The sequence below is a fragment of the Natronomonas sp. EA1 genome (genome assembly GCF_051195035.1).
Lineage (GTDB): Archaea > Halobacteriota > Halobacteria > Halobacteriales > Haloarculaceae > JBNTJV01.
In genome coordinates this window covers 108,753-123,014 of sequence record NZ_JBNTJV010000002.1, presented here as the reverse complement: position 1 = coordinate 123,014, position 14,262 = coordinate 108,753, and the positions used below count along the sequence as shown (strand labels likewise).

General features: G+C 66.7%; 16 protein-coding genes. 12 read left to right on the top strand and 4 right to left on the bottom strand.

Annotated elements, in window-relative coordinates; all coding sequences use genetic code 11:
* Window positions 1-183 precede the first annotated feature (183 nt).
* Window positions 184-753, top strand: coding sequence for a GNAT family N-acetyltransferase (locus ACQUQR_RS06500; RefSeq protein WP_435195641.1), 570 nt, complete (start codon window positions 184-186; stop codon window positions 751-753).
* Window positions 754-766: 13 nt separating this feature from the next.
* Here ACQUQR_RS06500 and ACQUQR_RS06495 read toward each other — a convergent pair whose 3' ends face one another.
* Window positions 767-1,687, bottom strand: coding sequence for a DMT family transporter (locus ACQUQR_RS06495; RefSeq protein WP_435195640.1), 921 nt, complete (start codon window positions 1,685-1,687; stop codon window positions 767-769).
* A gap of 158 nt (window positions 1,688-1,845) precedes the next feature.
* Between ACQUQR_RS06495 and ACQUQR_RS06490 the strand changes: the two genes are divergently transcribed.
* The 5 genes from ACQUQR_RS06490 to ACQUQR_RS06470 all read left to right on the top strand — a co-directional run bounded on the left by ACQUQR_RS06490 (window position 1,846) and on the right by ACQUQR_RS06470 (window position 5,365).
* The gene (locus ACQUQR_RS06490) at window positions 1,846-2,337 is read left to right on the top strand and encodes an Lrp/AsnC family transcriptional regulator (protein WP_435195639.1); all 492 of its coding nucleotides are present in this window, start codon (window positions 1,846-1,848) and stop codon (window positions 2,335-2,337) included.
* 60 nt (window positions 2,338-2,397) lie between these two features.
* Entirely contained in the window at window positions 2,398-4,080 is a 1,683-nt protein-coding gene (locus ACQUQR_RS06485; RefSeq protein WP_435195638.1) for an acyl-CoA mutase large subunit family protein, read from the top strand.
* 70 nt (window positions 4,081-4,150) lie between these two features.
* Complete coding sequence (locus ACQUQR_RS06480; protein ID WP_435195637.1) at window positions 4,151-4,459, top strand: hypothetical protein; 309 nt, start codon at window positions 4,151-4,153, stop codon at window positions 4,457-4,459.
* A 31-nt stretch (window positions 4,460-4,490) separates the two neighbouring features.
* A complete protein-coding gene (mce, locus tag ACQUQR_RS06475; RefSeq protein WP_435195636.1) occupies window positions 4,491-4,874 on the top strand; it encodes a methylmalonyl-CoA epimerase in 384 nt (127 codons plus the stop codon).
* 38 nt (window positions 4,875-4,912) lie between these two features.
* A complete protein-coding gene (locus tag ACQUQR_RS06470) occupies window positions 4,913-5,365 on the top strand; it encodes a VOC family protein (RefSeq protein WP_435195635.1) in 453 nt (150 codons plus the stop codon).
* Between the two features lie 241 nt (window positions 5,366-5,606).
* Here the strand turns inward: ACQUQR_RS06470 and ACQUQR_RS06465 are convergent, their stop codons facing one another.
* On the bottom strand, window positions 5,607-6,248 hold the full coding sequence (locus ACQUQR_RS06465) for an FAD-dependent oxidoreductase (RefSeq protein ID WP_435195634.1): 642 nt from the start codon (window positions 6,246-6,248) through the stop codon (window positions 5,607-5,609).
* Between the two features lie 228 nt (window positions 6,249-6,476).
* Here ACQUQR_RS06465 and ACQUQR_RS06460 point away from each other — a divergent pair, with 228 nt between their 5' ends.
* The 6 genes from ACQUQR_RS06460 to ACQUQR_RS06435 all read left to right on the top strand — a co-directional run bounded on the left by ACQUQR_RS06460 (window position 6,477) and on the right by ACQUQR_RS06435 (window position 12,742).
* Window positions 6,477-8,222 (top strand): 2-oxoacid:acceptor oxidoreductase subunit alpha, encoded by a 1,746-nt coding sequence (locus ACQUQR_RS06460; RefSeq protein WP_435195633.1) that lies wholly within the window; start codon window positions 6,477-6,479, stop codon window positions 8,220-8,222.
* Window position 8,223: 1 nt separating this feature from the next.
* The gene (locus tag ACQUQR_RS06455) at window positions 8,224-9,090 is read left to right on the top strand and encodes a 2-oxoacid:ferredoxin oxidoreductase subunit beta (RefSeq protein WP_435195632.1); all 867 of its coding nucleotides are present in this window, start codon (window positions 8,224-8,226) and stop codon (window positions 9,088-9,090) included.
* Between the two features lie 458 nt (window positions 9,091-9,548).
* Window positions 9,549-10,919: a geranylgeranyl reductase family protein gene (locus ACQUQR_RS06450; protein ID WP_435195631.1), complete on the top strand. Its 1,371-nt coding sequence runs from the start codon at window positions 9,549-9,551 to the stop codon at window positions 10,917-10,919.
* Between the two features lie 138 nt (window positions 10,920-11,057).
* Window positions 11,058-11,207: a hypothetical protein gene (locus ACQUQR_RS06445; protein ID WP_435195630.1), complete on the top strand. Its 150-nt coding sequence runs from the start codon at window positions 11,058-11,060 to the stop codon at window positions 11,205-11,207.
* On the top strand, window positions 11,207-11,542 hold the full coding sequence (locus ACQUQR_RS06440) for a DsrE family protein (protein WP_435195629.1): 336 nt from the start codon (window positions 11,207-11,209) through the stop codon (window positions 11,540-11,542). Before ACQUQR_RS06445 ends, ACQUQR_RS06440 begins: the two co-directional genes overlap by 1 nt.
* Window positions 11,543-11,584: 42 nt before the next feature.
* Complete coding sequence (locus ACQUQR_RS06435) at window positions 11,585-12,742, top strand: thiolase family protein (protein ID WP_435195628.1); 1,158 nt, start codon at window positions 11,585-11,587, stop codon at window positions 12,740-12,742.
* Here the strand turns inward: ACQUQR_RS06435 and ACQUQR_RS06430 are convergent.
* Window positions 12,730-13,470 carry an ABC transporter ATP-binding protein gene (locus tag ACQUQR_RS06430; protein ID WP_435195627.1) on the bottom strand — a complete coding sequence of 247 codons (741 nt, stop codon included), beginning with the start codon at window positions 13,468-13,470 and terminating at the stop codon, window positions 12,730-12,732. The two genes, ACQUQR_RS06435 and ACQUQR_RS06430, sit on opposite strands and share 13 nt — an antisense overlap.
* Window positions 13,467-14,261, bottom strand: coding sequence for an ABC transporter permease (locus ACQUQR_RS06425; RefSeq protein ID WP_435195626.1), 795 nt, complete (start codon window positions 14,259-14,261; stop codon window positions 13,467-13,469). The genes ACQUQR_RS06430 and ACQUQR_RS06425 overlap by 4 nt, the downstream gene beginning before the upstream one ends.
* Window position 14,262 lies beyond the last annotated feature (1 nt).

The following is a 14,262-nucleotide window of genomic DNA, read 5'->3' as shown; positions in this document are numbered from 1 at the left end:
GCAGCGACCGCGAGGCGACGGGGGCTTTCGAGGTGGTGTTGGCGGACCCGTTTCCTGCGGTTCGCCGACAAGCTGAGGCGTTCGACACACCTCACGACCAGCCGACAACACGGGGAACCCAATCCTACCATCCACAGCAAAACGAGGGGAGCGTTTTTGGCCCGCCCGCGTCTATCCTCCGTCATGTACGTCCGCGATGCGCGAAACCGTGATGAGGTGTGGCTGTTGGACCACATCGAGGCGCTCGGCCTCGACGACACGGCGTTCCGGTCGCGCGACTACGTCATCGCGGTCGATGACGAGTCGAACGAGCGGGCGGGGTTCGGCCGGATCCGCATCCACACGGGCGACCCGGAGGTGTGCGAGCTGACGAGTATCGCCACGCTGGAGGGGTGGCGCGGGCAGGGTGTCGCGGCGCACGTCATCGAGCGCCTGCTCCGAAACGCCCGAATCGAGGAGTTCGACGCGGTGTACGCGCTCGCGCCGGCTCACGAGTATCTCGCGCAGTTCGGGTTCCGTCCCGTGCAGCCCGAGGACCTCCCCGAGCAGCTGCAAAAGCGGCTCGCGGAGAAGCGGACGCGCCACGAGGAGGTCATCCCGATGAAGCTCGACCCCGAGCGGTTCCGGATGCCCGACGAGCTCAGAGAGCGGTTCAAGGACGCGGCGAAACCGGAGGGGGAGCCGGAGCCCACGGAGTCGGCGGAGGACTTCGGGATCGACCCCGAGGACGCGACCTACAAGTACAGTACCTGACTCGCGCTGATCTTCAGACCGTGACCCGCCGTCTCGCCACCCGCGAGAGCGTCTCGTGTTTCACGAGTGCGAAGCCGAGGAGGATGGCGAGAAAGCCCACGACCGTCCCGGAGTCGACGACGTGGCCGAGGAGCGCCCACGAGAGCGCCGTGGCGACGATGGGCTCGACGTAGCCGATGAGGTTGAGCTCGGTGGGACCGATCTCGTCGAGCAGCGCGAAGTAGATGCTGAACGCGACGATGCCGGAGAGCCCGGCGAGGTACGCGAGGGAGATGAGCGCGTCGGTGGTCCACGCGACCGACTGCGGTTCACCGAGCCCGAGACTTCCGAGGTGGAGCAGTCCCGCGCCGACGAGCATGGCCCATGCCTGTATGCTTCTGAGGGGCAGGGTGTGGTCGTGCTTCCGGAGGAAGACGGAGCCGACGGCGAACGCGAGCGCCGCGAGGAAGACGAGGCCGATGCCGAACAGGCTCTCCGTGCCCGCGCTCGTGGGGTCGGCGACGAGGACGACGCCGAGGAAGCCCAGCGCGATGCCGCCGAGCTGGAGTCCCTTCAGCCGCTCGCCGAGCAGCGCCGCGGCGACGACGACGGTCAACACGGGCGAGAGGCTGATCACGATGGAGGCGACAGCGCCGGAGATGTTCCCCTCGCCGACGTAGAGGAGGGCGTGGTACGCGGCGATGAAGACGGCCCCTGAGACGGCGATGGCGACGAAGTCACCGCGCGTGCGGGGGAGCCAGCGGTCCGTCGTGAGCGCCGCATATCCCAGTAGGACGACCCCGGCGATGTCGTAGCGCAGGGCGGCAAAGAACAGCGGCGGCACCGTGTGGAGCCCCACCTCGATGGCGACGAAGGAACCACCCCAGAGCGTTGCAAGCAGAACGAACGCGAAGGGAACGAGCGGGAGTTCCCTCCAAGAGGATCGCGCAATCATTGTAGCTAATTCAACCAAGGAGATGGGAAGTTGTTAAATCCTTCTACAAGATTGAACACGATCGTTGGTGGTCGTTCAGGATTCTACCCGGTGAGTTGTGTGAAACTCTCCCCAGCGTGGAGCGGTGGATTAGTGGTCTCCGCGCTTCCTTCTCCCCCATGGACGAGCGCGACATCCGCCTGTTGAAGGCCATCTCCGATCTGGGGACGGGAAGTCCGGAGAAACTGCACGAGGAGACGGGGATTCCGGTCTCGACCATTCACTACCGGCTCAACAACCTGAAGGAGGCGGGCGTCATCGAGAACGACCTCTACGACATCGACTTAGAGCAGTTCGGGCTGGAGGTGACCGTCGTCATCGAGGTGCTCGCGGATTACAGCGGGAGCCACGAGGTCGTCGGCGAGAAACTGGAGGCGATCGAGGGGGTGACGCAGGTGTTCTTCACGATGGGTGAGACGGACTTCATCGTCATCGCGCATCTGACGGGGCCGCATATGGTCGAACGGCTCATCGCGGATTTCGAGTCGCTTCCCGAGGTGGATCGCACGAACTCCACGTACGTCATCTCGACCGTGCGCGACGACCCTCGGGCGCTCCGGTCGTACTCGGTGGAGACCCTGCTCGCGGAACTGGACGAGGACGCGGCCTGACTTCGCAGGACTGCCCGCGTCTGCCAAGCGTTAAGACACCGCGCGGGGAACAGTCACACAATGTTCGATCCCGACGATTTACAGGAGATTCGGGAGGGGAAAGCCGAGTGGGAGGCGGAGACGTACGGCCCCACCGTCGACCGATTCGGCGAACGGAAGGAGCCGTTCACCACGGACACGAAGGGCCGGGAGGTCGACCCGCTGTACACCCCCGACGACGTCTCCGAGCTGGACTACGAGGAGGACCTGGGGTTCCCGGGTGAGGAGCCGTACACGCGCGGCGTCTACTCCACGATGCACCGCGGGCGGCTCTGGACCATGCGGCAGTACGCCGGGATGGGCACCGCCGAGGAGACGAACGAACGCTTCCGCTATCTCATCGAGCAGGGCTCCTCGGGGCTCTCGATGGCGTTCGACCTCCCCACGCAGATGGGCTACGACTCCGACGCCGCGATGGCGGAGGGCGAGGTCGGGAAATCCGGTGTCGCCATCGATTCACTCAGAGACATGGAGACGGTGTTCGAGGGCATCTCGCTCGACGAGGTCTCTACCTCGATGACCATCAACGCCCCTGCGTCCGTCCTGCTCGCGATGTACATCGCCATCGGCGACAAGCAGGGCGTCGACCGCGAGGAGCTCCGTGGCACCATCCAGAACGACATCCTGAAGGAGTACATCGCGCGCAACACCTACATCTACCCGCCGGAGTCGTCGATGCGGCTCATCACGGACATCTTCGAGTTCGCCGCCGCGGAGGTGCCGAAGTTCAACACCATCTCCATCTCCGGGTACCACATCCGCGAGGCCGGCTCCACCGCGGCCCAGGAGATCGCGTTCACCCTCGCCGACGGCATCGAGTACGTGGAGGCGGCCATCGACGCCGGCCTCGACGTGGACGAGTTCGCCCCGCAGCTCAGTTTCTTCTTCGCCTCCTACAACAACATCTTCGAGGAGGCCGCGAAGTTCCGGGCCGCGCGGCGTATGTGGCATGAGATCATGGATGAGCGGTTCGACGCGGAGAACCCCAAGTCGAAACAGCTCAAGTTCCACACCCAGACCGCCGGCTCCACGCTGACGGCCCAGCAGATCGAGAACAACGTCGTGCGGGTGGCGTACCAGGCGCTCGCCGCCGTCCTCGGTGGGACGCAGTCGCTCCACACCAACGGGAAGGACGAGGCGCTCGCGCTCCCCACCGAGCAGTCGGTCCGGACGGCGCTGCGGACCCAGCAGATCCTCGCCCACGAGTCGGGGGCGGCCGACACGATGGACCCCCTCGCGGGGAGCTACTACGTGGAGTCGCTCACCGACGAACTCGAAGAAGAGGCGTTCGACATCCTCGAGACCATCGACGAGAAGGGTGGGATGCGCACCGCCATCGAGAACCAGTGGGTGCAGGGGCAGATCCAGGACGTCGCCTTCGAGCGCCAGCGCGAGATCGAGCAGGGCGACCGCGTCATCGTCGGCGTGAACGAGTACACGGTCGACGAGGACCCGAAGGAGGACCTCGAAGAAGTGTCGGAGGAGGACGCGGCCCGCCAGCGCGAGCGGCTCGCCAGCGTCAAGGCGGAGCGTGACGACGAGGCCGTCGACGCGGCGCTCGACGCGCTCCACGACGCCGCCTCGGGCGAGGAGAACGTCATGCCGTACATCGTCGACGCGGTGAAGGTGTACGCGACGACCGGTGAGATCTGCAACGTCATGCGGGACGCGTTCGGCGAGTATCGCCCCGGAGCGGCGCTGTAATCTCCGTTTCGGTTCTCAACCGTGATAATTGGGACACAACAGTTTAGATAGTAGCGTGTGTCGGTGGGGTATGGACGTGGAGGGAATCAACGGCTACGGCGTCTCCAGACACGACGTCGAGACCACGCTGGCGGCGGCACGCAACGCACACTCTGCCGGGGAGTACCGACAGGCGCTCTCGCTGCTGGAGAAGGCCCGCCGGTGGATGACGCACCTCCGCCCGATGTCGCCCGACCAGCTCACCCACTACGCGTATCAGAGCCTCGACGACGCCATCGCGGCCGCTCGGAGCGCCGTCGAGAGCCCGGATATCGGCCCCGAAGGGCGTGTCGGCCGGGCCATCTTCCAGTCACAGACGCTCGCGCAGCAACTCGCCTGAGTTTTTAATCCTCGCCCCAGTAGGAGGGCGTATGCACTTCGACCACGCCGGACTCGCGACCGACGACGCCGACTCGCTCTCGTTCCTCTTCGAGGACCTCCTCGGCGTCGAGGTCGTCCACGAGGAGCTGTTCGACGGGATGCGCGTCGTCTTTCTCGATCTGGGCAACGGGTATCTCGAACTGCTCGAACCCACCGACGGGGGAACCATCGCGACGTACCTCGAGAACAACGGGCCGGGTATCCACCATCTCGCGTTCGCCACCGACGATATCGAGGCGGCCCTCGAGACCGCCCGCGAACGGGAGATCGCGCTCATCGATGCGGAGCCCCGACAGGGTGCGTGGGGCCACGACGTGGCGTTCCTCCACCCCAAAGACACCGGCGGGATTCTCGTCGAGTTCGTCCAGCACTGACCGAAACGGGGATGTCCACCGGCCGCCGTTCCGGTGGCATGCCACCCCCGCCAGGCCCCGCACCTGACGACGCGCCGTCGGCGCCCGTGCTCGCGCTCGGCGAGATCGCCCTCCGCACGGAGAACCTCGAGGAGATGGTGGCGTTCTATCGTGACGTGGTGGGGCTCCACCCCATCGAGGTCGCCTCGACGAACGCCTTCTTCAGCCTCGGGGAGAGTGCCGCGGGTCACGCGGCCGTCTTCGTCCTGTTCGACCGCTCCGGAGACGACGACTACACTCCAGTGAATCAGCGCCACACCGCCCTCGACCACCTCGCCTTCTCACTCGCGCCCGACGAGTTCGACGCCGAGGTCGAGCGCCTCGAACGCGCCGGGCTCGACCTCGATCACTCGTATCACGACTGGGTCCAGTGGCGCTCCGTCTACTTCTCGGACCCCGACGGCAACCGCGTGGAGTTCGTCTGTTTCGACTCCGATGGGGAGTCGCGGTAACTGCGCGGCGCAGTAGCGGCACGGTGCGGATGCGGATGCGGTGCGGTGGTTGTGCGGTGCGGTGGTTGTGCGGATGCGGATGCGGTGCGGTGGTTGTGCGGATGCGGATGCGGTGCGGGCAAGCAATCGTACCGAATCAGCCTCTGGCTGATTCGGGTTTTTGGCATGAACGGGTTTTGCGGTCGGGCTCCCCGCAGGCCGCCTCCGGCGGCCGAGGAAGCCCGACCGGAAAAGAGGTTCTCTATCCGAAGTTCTCGGCCTTCGCTTCAGTTGGGTCTCCCCCCGCGGCTTCGACGGCGTTTTTCGCCAGGTCGAGGAAGTCGGCGAAGCCGTAGATGAACACCTGCTGGTCGTCGGCGAACACCTCGGCGACGGCGTCGGCGAACCGGTCGTCGTCGGCGAGGGTGGTCACCTCGCCGCCGGCCTCGGCGATGCCGGCGAGGCGGGCCTCGTGCAGGGGTTCCTCGTCGAGGTAGACGACGGCGGCGCGGTTGCCCTCGGCCTGTGCGGCCTCGGCGATGCCGACGGCGGGGCCGATGCCGGGGCCGCCGGCGAGGACGAGCACGGATGCCTCGCCCTCGTAGAAGTCGGAGCCGAAGGGGCCGGTGACGGTGACGGTGTCGCCGGCGTCGAGCTCCATCAGGTAGGCGGAGAAGGGGCCGCCCTCCTCGGGGTCGTAACCGATGGTGAGCTCGAACGACTCGGCGGTGTCGGGCGAGGAGATGGTGTAGAAGCGGGACTCGTCGTCGCCTTCGATGGTCGCGGTGAGTTTGACGAACTGGCCGGGCTTCCCCTCGAAGCCCTCGGGGGAGTCGAGTTCGACGGCGACGGCGTTGGTGCCGATATCGCGCACGTCGAGGACGGTGGTCTCCGTAGGGTCCATGCTCCGGAATCCGGCCGAGGGAAGGATGGGAGTTTCGGTTAGCTGCCAAGATGGTGTTCGTGCGTTTCTCTGAGGATCGCTGCCGTTGCCGGATTTTCGTCCGGTCTCGTGGGGGATTCTTCGACTGTTTGTGCACTTACCGGGACGCGAGTGAATTTCGTCAAGAAACGGCGTATACGGGTCCATTCAGAAGGCTTAACCCCGGTCGTAGAGAAGGCTCGCATCAGTATGCCAGAGGACCTCAACTGGGCCATCGGCGGCGAAGCCGGCGATGGGATCGACTCTACCGGGAAGATCTTCGCCCAGGCGCTTGCGCGAGCAGGTCGTCACGTTTTCACGTCGAAGGACTTCGCGTCCCGTATCCGTGGCGGCTACACCGCGTACAAAGTCCGAACGTCCGTTGACCGCGTCGAGAGCGTCGTCGACCGGCTCGACATCCTCATCGCGCTGACACAGCGCACCGTCGATGAGAACATGGACGAACTACACGAGGGCTCCGTCATCATCTACGACGGCGAGCGGTCGATGATGTCCGACTTCGAAGCCCCGGAGGGGATGATCGGGCTCGACGTACCCCTGAAACGCCTCGCGGAGGACGCGGGCGGTGCCATCATGCGCAACGTCGTCGCGCTCGGCGCCGCGTGTGAGGTCGCCGACTTCGACGTGGAGTATCTCGGCGAGTCGCTCCAGAAACGCTTCGGCGGCAAGGGTGAGGCCGTCGTCGAGAACAACAAGCAGGCCGCCCAGCTCGGTGTCGACTACGTGCAGGAGGAACACGACATCGAGACCGACTACGAACTCGAGACGACCGACGAGGACTACGTGCTCCTCAACGGTGACGAGGCCATCGGGATGGGCGCCATCGCCGCCGGCTGTAAGTTCTACGCCGGCTACCCCATCACGCCCGCGACGGACGTGATGACCTATCTCACCGGCCGCATCGACGAGTTCGGCGGGAAGGTCGTCCAGGCGGAAGACGAACTCTCCGCGATCAACATGGCGCTCGGTGCCGCCCGCGCCGGTGCCCGTTCGATGACTGCGACCTCCGGTCCGGGTATCGACCTCATGGCCGAGACGTTCGGGCTCGTCGCCACCTCGGAGACGCCGCTCGTCATCGCCGACGTGATGCGTTCGGGTCCCTCGACGGGGATGCCGACGAAGCAGGAGCAGGGTGACCTCAACATGGCCCTGTACGGTGGCCACGGCGAGATCCCGCGGTTCGTGCTCGCACCCACCTCCGTCTCCGAGTGTTTCTGGAAGACCATCGAGGCGTTCAACCTCGCCGAGAAGTATCAGACGCCGGTCTACCTCCTCTCGGATCTGGCGATGGCCGTGACGGAGCAGACGTTCACCCCGGAGACGTTCGACATGGACGCAGTCGAGATCGACCGCGGGAAGCTCGTCGACGAGGACTCCATCAACGAGTGGCGCAACGACAAGGGGCAGTTCAAGCCACACGCCATCACCGACGACGGCGTCTCGCCGCGTGCCATGCCCGGCACGGCGGGCGGCGCGCACATGTCCACCGGCCTCGAGCACGACGAGCTCGGTCGCCGGACGGAGGACACCGACATGCGGAAAAAGCAGGTCGAGAAGCGCAACCGCAAGGTGGAGACGGCGACGGAGACCGAGGACTGGTCGCCCCGCGAGTTCGGCGACGCCGACTCGACGAATCTCGTCATCACGTGGGGCTCCAACGAGGGTGCCATCGTGGAGGCGATGGACTACCTCGAGGAGGAGGGCGTCGATATTCGACTCCTCTCCGTTCCCTACATCTTCCCGCGTCCGGACCTCTCGGAGGAGATCGAGGCGGCCGACGAGGTCGTCGTCGTCGAGGCGAACGAGACCGGTCAGTTCGCGAACGTCGTCGAACACGACGCGCTCACCCGGGTCAAGCGCGTGAACAAGTACGACGGCGTGCCGTTCAAGGCGGACGAGCTCGCCGCGGACATCAAGGAGACCCTGGAGGCCTAACATGAGTTCACAGAACGTTCGGTTCACTGACTTCAAATCCGACAAGCAACCCACGTGGTGTCCCGGCTGCGGTGACTTCGGGACGATGAACGGTATGATGAAAGCGCTCGCCGAGACGGGCAACGACCCCGACAACACCTTCGTCGTCGCGGGGATCGGCTGCTCGGGCAAGATCGGGACGTACATGCACTCGTACGCCATCCACGGCGTCCACGGGCGCTCGCTCCCGCTCGCGACGGGTGTCAAGCTCGCGAACCCCGAACTGGAGGTCATGGCCGCCGGCGGTGACGGTGACGGCTACTCCATCGGTGCCGGACACTTCATCCACGCGGTCCGCCGCAACGTCGACATGACCTACGTCGTCATGGACAACCGCATCTACGGCCTGACGAAGGGGCAGTTCTCGCCCACCTCGCGCGAGGACTTCGAGACCTCCACGTCGCCCAACGGGACGAACCAGCAGCCGGTGAACCCGCTCGCCCTCGCGCTCGCCGCGGGTGGCACGTTCATCGCGCAGTCGTTCTCCTCGGACGCGCAGCGCCACGCGGAGATCGTCCAGCAGGCCATCGAGCACGACGGCTTCGGCTTCGTCAACGTCTACTCGCCGTGTGTCACGTTCAACGACGTGGACACCTACGACTACTTCCGCGACTCCATCGTCGACCTCGCGGATGAGGGTCACGACCCCACCGACTACGACGCGGCGAAGGAGAAGATCCTCGACCGCTCGAAGGAGTATCAGGGCGTCATCTACCAGGACGAGGACTCCGTCCCGTACGAGGTCCGTGAGGGCATCGACGCGCCCATGACGGACGTGCCCGACGGCGCGCCGGAGGGTGCGATGGACCTGGTTCGGGAGTTCTACTAAGCCCCACCTTTTTTCTTCGTCGGGTGCTCGCGGAGCGAGCACCGCTCCTCGAAAAAATCTGGACCAAAAAATGCTCCTCGCGAGCCGTTGGCTCGCTCGTCGGCACTGAACCTCGTTCGTCGCTTCGCTCCTCACTCGGATGCTGGCCCGCAGAGTCAGTGGGGCCGCCGGCACAGCCTCCGCGCCGCGACAGCCCAGCCCTCCCCGAGGTCGCGCTCCCTCGCGTTCGCTCGGGCCGCGCTCCCGGCCGACCGCCTCCGCACCGCCGCGCACCTCGACAGCCCACCGCCTCCACTCCCACTTCCGCACAGCCACCGCAACCCCACCGCCACGCCGTCGCAAGGCTTGCCGGAACGACTGCGTGTGTGGGCGACTGCGCTCCCCAGTAACACGGCGCCCGCGGCGCTGCACGGCCCGTCCCGACTGATTTTTAACGGATGCTTGGTAAACGAGAGGATATGCCTGCGGATTCGTATGATATGGTCATCGTCGGCGGCGGGACAGCGGGGTCGTTCGCCGCGGCGACGGCCGCCGGCGAGGGGCTCGACGTGGTGATTCTCGAACGGAAGAGCCCCGAGGAGGCGGGGCACATCGCCTGTGGCGACGCCGTGAAGGGGAAATCTACCTTCCCCGAGGTCATCGACCTCGAGTACCTCCGCGAGGAGTCGTTCACGAACGAGAACATCCAGTACGCCCGATTCTTGAACCCGAAGACGGAGGAGAACCTGGACGTGCGTCTCGACGACCCGGGGGCCGTCCTCGACCGGAAGCGCTACGGGGAGATCCTGCTGGAGGAGGCCGAACGGGCCGGTGCCGTCGTCCACTTCGACACCGTCGTGCAGGACGTGATTCAGGACGGCGAGCAGGTCCGGGGTGTCACCGCGACGCGGAAGGGGTCGCCGAAGCGCTACGAGGCGGACATCGTCATCGACGCGGCGGGGTCGCTCTCGCTGTTGCAGGACAAAGCTGACTTCTCCGACGCGACGTTCGACACCAACGTCTCCTACTCGCAGTTCTGTTCCGCCTATCGTGAGATCATCGAGGTGGACGAGCCGGTGGACTACGCCGACGCCATCGTCTTCAAGCCGACGGCGGAGCTGGGGTATCTCTGGTACTTCCCGCGGACGCCCACCGAAATCAACGTCGGGCTCGGCTTCCAGATGAACAAGCCGCCGATGAAGCTGGTGGAGGTGCTGAAGAACGACGTGAAGAGCCGCCCCGAACTCAAGAACGGGCGCGTGAAGGACAAGCTGGGCGCGGCGCTGCCCACCCGCCGACCCTACGACTCCGCGACGGCGCCGGGCTACATGGCCGTCGGCGACGCGGCGGGGCACGTCAACCCCACGACGGGTGGCGGGATCCCCGGTGCCGCGAAGGCCGGCTACTGGGCCGCGAAAGCGGGGATGAAGGCCCTCGCGGAGGGCACCACGAGCGACGAGGGGGCGCTCTGGGAGTACAACCACAAGGTCCAGACGGACTTCGGCAAGCGCTTCGCCGCGATGGACCTCTACAACATCTGGGGTGGCGCCCACGACGTGGACGAGCTCGTCGACGTGGTGAGCGCGATGCCCGGCCAGCAGCTCGGCGACGCGCTGAGCAAGGGGAACGCCTCCATGCCGCTCTCCTTGAAGCTCAAGACGGTCATCCGGACGTTCGGCCACTGGGACACCCTCTACGAGCTGGCGAAGGTGAACAAGCTCGCCGGCCGGCTGAAGGACGTCTACGACCAGTACCCCACGACGCCGGACGGCTTCGAGGCCTGGCGCGACCGGCGCGACGGCGTGATGGACGACCTCTACGAGATCACCGGCGCGGCCCCGAAATACTAAATCGGAGAGTGGGGCCATGGGCCCCATGCCCTGACGAGCGACGGTGGCCGGTCCGCGGGTGTGCGACCACACCGGCCACCGATGGAGAACGGTCGCCTGTTCGTGTGCTTCAAGCGTCTCCCGCTCCCAGCCGCAGGTATGAGCGACCTCGACGATGCAGTCGAGCGGTTCCTGCGTGACGCTGAGAAGGCCTATTCGGAGTACGAGAAGGGCTACACCGACGCCGACGCGACGCTGCGCGTGCTCCGGACGCACCTCGACCGGCTCGACGCCGAGCTGGAGGAGTGATGCAGGTCGCCTTCCACGTCTCCTCGGGCGACCACGACGCGCAGGCCGGCGCGCTCCGGAACGTCTCGAACCTGCTCGGCGACGACACCGTCGACCCGGCGGTCGCCCTCGTCGTCAACAGCGACGCCATCGGGCTCTGTTTCCCCGCCCACCCGCACGCCTCGCGGGTGCGCGAGCTGCTCGATGCGGGCGTCGCGGTGAAACTCTGTGCGAACACCCTTTCGCGCGACGAGCGGGGCGAACCCGACCTCCTCGACGGGGTGGAGGTCGTCTCCTCCGCGATGGGCGAGCTCACCCGCTTGCAGGACGCGGGCTACGGCTACATCCGGCCCTGAAACTGGGGCAAACGGGAAGCCGTCAGCGGCCCAAAGAGAGCCATGGCTATCGTCTTCATCGACGGGGTACGAACCCCGCACGGGACGCTGCTCGGCTCGCTCGGCGACGTGAGTGCCATTGACCTCGGCGTGACCGCGGTCGACGGCCTGCTCGAACGCACGGGGATCGAAACCGCCGACTGGGTCTGTCTGGGCAACGCCATCCAGGCGGGGCTCGGGCAGGTCCCCGGTCGGCAGGTCGTCGTGGCCTCGTCACTCCCCGACGAGACCGAGACGACGACGGTGAACGAGGCGTCCGGCTCCGGCCTCAGAGCCATCGCGCTCGCGGCCGACCGCATCACCGCGGGTCGGGCGGAGCTCGCCATCGCCGGTGGTTTCGAGTCGATGACGAACGCGCCGTTCGTCCTCCCCGACTACCGGAAGGGCCGGAAACACGGCGACGCGCGGCTCGTCGACTCGATGATCCGCGACGCGCTGTGGGACGAGAGCTACGACGCCCACATGGGCGAGCTCACAGAGCGACTCGTCGAGCGGGAGACCATTCCCCGCGAGCGGCAGGACCGCTACGCGGCGGGGTCGCACGCGCGGGCCGACCGTGCCATCAAGCAAGGGCAGTTCGCCGCCGAGATCGTCCCCGTCGAGACGCGCGAGAGAGTCGTGGAACGGGACGAGGGGCCCCGTCCCGAGTCGACGGTGGAGTCGCTCGCGGAGCTCCAGCCGGCGTTTCGCGAGGACGGGACCATCACGGCCGGGAACGCCTCGAAGCTCGCGGACGGCGCGGGTGTCGTCCTGCTCGCCGACGAGGACGCGGCGCTGGCGCGCGGACGCGAGCCGAAGGCCGAGCTCGTGGACTACGAACTCGCGTATCAGGACCCACAGTGGTTCAACGTGAGCGTCGCGGATGCGACCGAGCGGCTGCTCGACCGGAACGACCTCTCTGCCGAGGATATCGCCCATTTCGAGTTGAACGAGGCGTTCGCCGCGCAGATGGTGTACGTGATGGACCGGCTCGATATCCCCAGAGAGAAGCTGAACCCGAACGGCGGGGCGGTGGCGTTCGGTCACCCCATCGGGGCGAGCGGGGGGATGCTCGCCACCTCACTCGTGTACGCGCTCTCACCCGGCGAGTACGGCGTCGTCGGGATGAGCATCGGCGGTGGCGGCGGTATCGCCGCGCTCGTCCGCGGCTACGACTCCTGAATCAGCCGCAGGACGTGCTCCTGCACCTCCGCGAACGCGTCGTCCGTGCGCGAACGCGGGCGCGGGAGGTCCACGTCGACGATCTCCCGCACCGACCCGGGGCCGCGTGACATCACGACGATGCGGTCCGCGAGGGTGACGGCCTCCTCCACGTCGTGGGTGACGAACAGGACGGTCTTGCCCGTCTTCGACCAGACGTCGAGTAGCTCGTCGTGGAGCATGTCGCGCGTCTGGGCGTCGACGGCACCGAACGGCTCGTCCATGAGCAGGAGCTCGGGGTCGACGGCCAGCGCGCGGGCGATGCCGACGCGCTGTTTCATCCCGCCGGAGAGGTCGGCGGGGTAGGTGTCGCCGAACCCCGTCAGCCCGACGAGCTCGATGAGTTCGTCCACGCGCTTCGCGCGCTCTGCCTTCCCCAGCCCCTGCTGTTCCAGCCCGAAGGCGATGTTCTCGCGGACGGTGCGCCAGGGGAACAGGTGGTACTCCTGGAAGACGATTCCCAGCTCGGGGGTCGGTTCCGTGACCGGATCACCGGAGAGCAGCACCTCGCCGCTGGTGGCGTCGTCCAGCCCCGCGATGATGCGGAAGAGGGTGGTCTTCCCACAGCCGGAGGGGCCGACGATACAGACGAACTCGCCGTTTTCGACCGCGAAGTCGACGTCCTTCAGCGCCTGCACGGCGCCGTCCTCGAACGACTTCGAGACGCGGTCGACGCTCACCCGGTTCATCGCCACGCCAACACCCGGTTTTGAACGGCCTCGAAGCCGGTGTCGAGGACGAGATAGACGAGGCTCATCAGCAGGATGTAGGCGATGACCACGTCCACCGCGAGGTTGTTCGAGGCGGTGAGGATCTTCCGGCCGATACCGGGGACGCCGAAGATCTCGGCGGCGATGATGAGCATCCAGCAGCGCCCGACGCCCGTGCGGATGCCGGTGAGGATCTCCGGAGAGGCGGCGGGGAGGACGACCTCGCGGATGAGCCCCACGTCGGATTTGACGCCGAGCGAGCGGGCCACGTCGAGCAGGTCGTCGCTCACGCCGCTTACGCCCCCGTAGGCGGCGTAGTAGTTGATCCAGAAGCCACCGGCGGCGATGATGAACGCCGCGCCGCCGTGATTGATGCCGATCCACGCGATGGCGAAGCCGATGAGCGCGAGCGGCGGGACCGGTCGGAGCACCCGGACGATGGGGGCTGCGGCGTCGTCGGCCGTCTCGCTCCAGCCGAGGAGGACACCCAGCGCGATGCCGAGGGTCGTCCCGATGATCGTCCCGGGGAGCCAGTGGGTGATACTGCTGGCGAGTGCCGCCGTCATGGCGCCGGAGGCCGCTTCCACGGCGAACGTCTCGGCGACGGCGGCGGGCCCCGGCAGGACGAAATCGGGGTTGAAAAGCGAGGCGACCCACCACACGGCGACGAAGCCGGTGATACCTGCGGCGCCGAGCAGGATTCGACGGAGCGAGCGCCCCTCGCCGAACTCGAACTCGTCCGTGAACTCGGTCTCCAGCTCGGTGCTCATC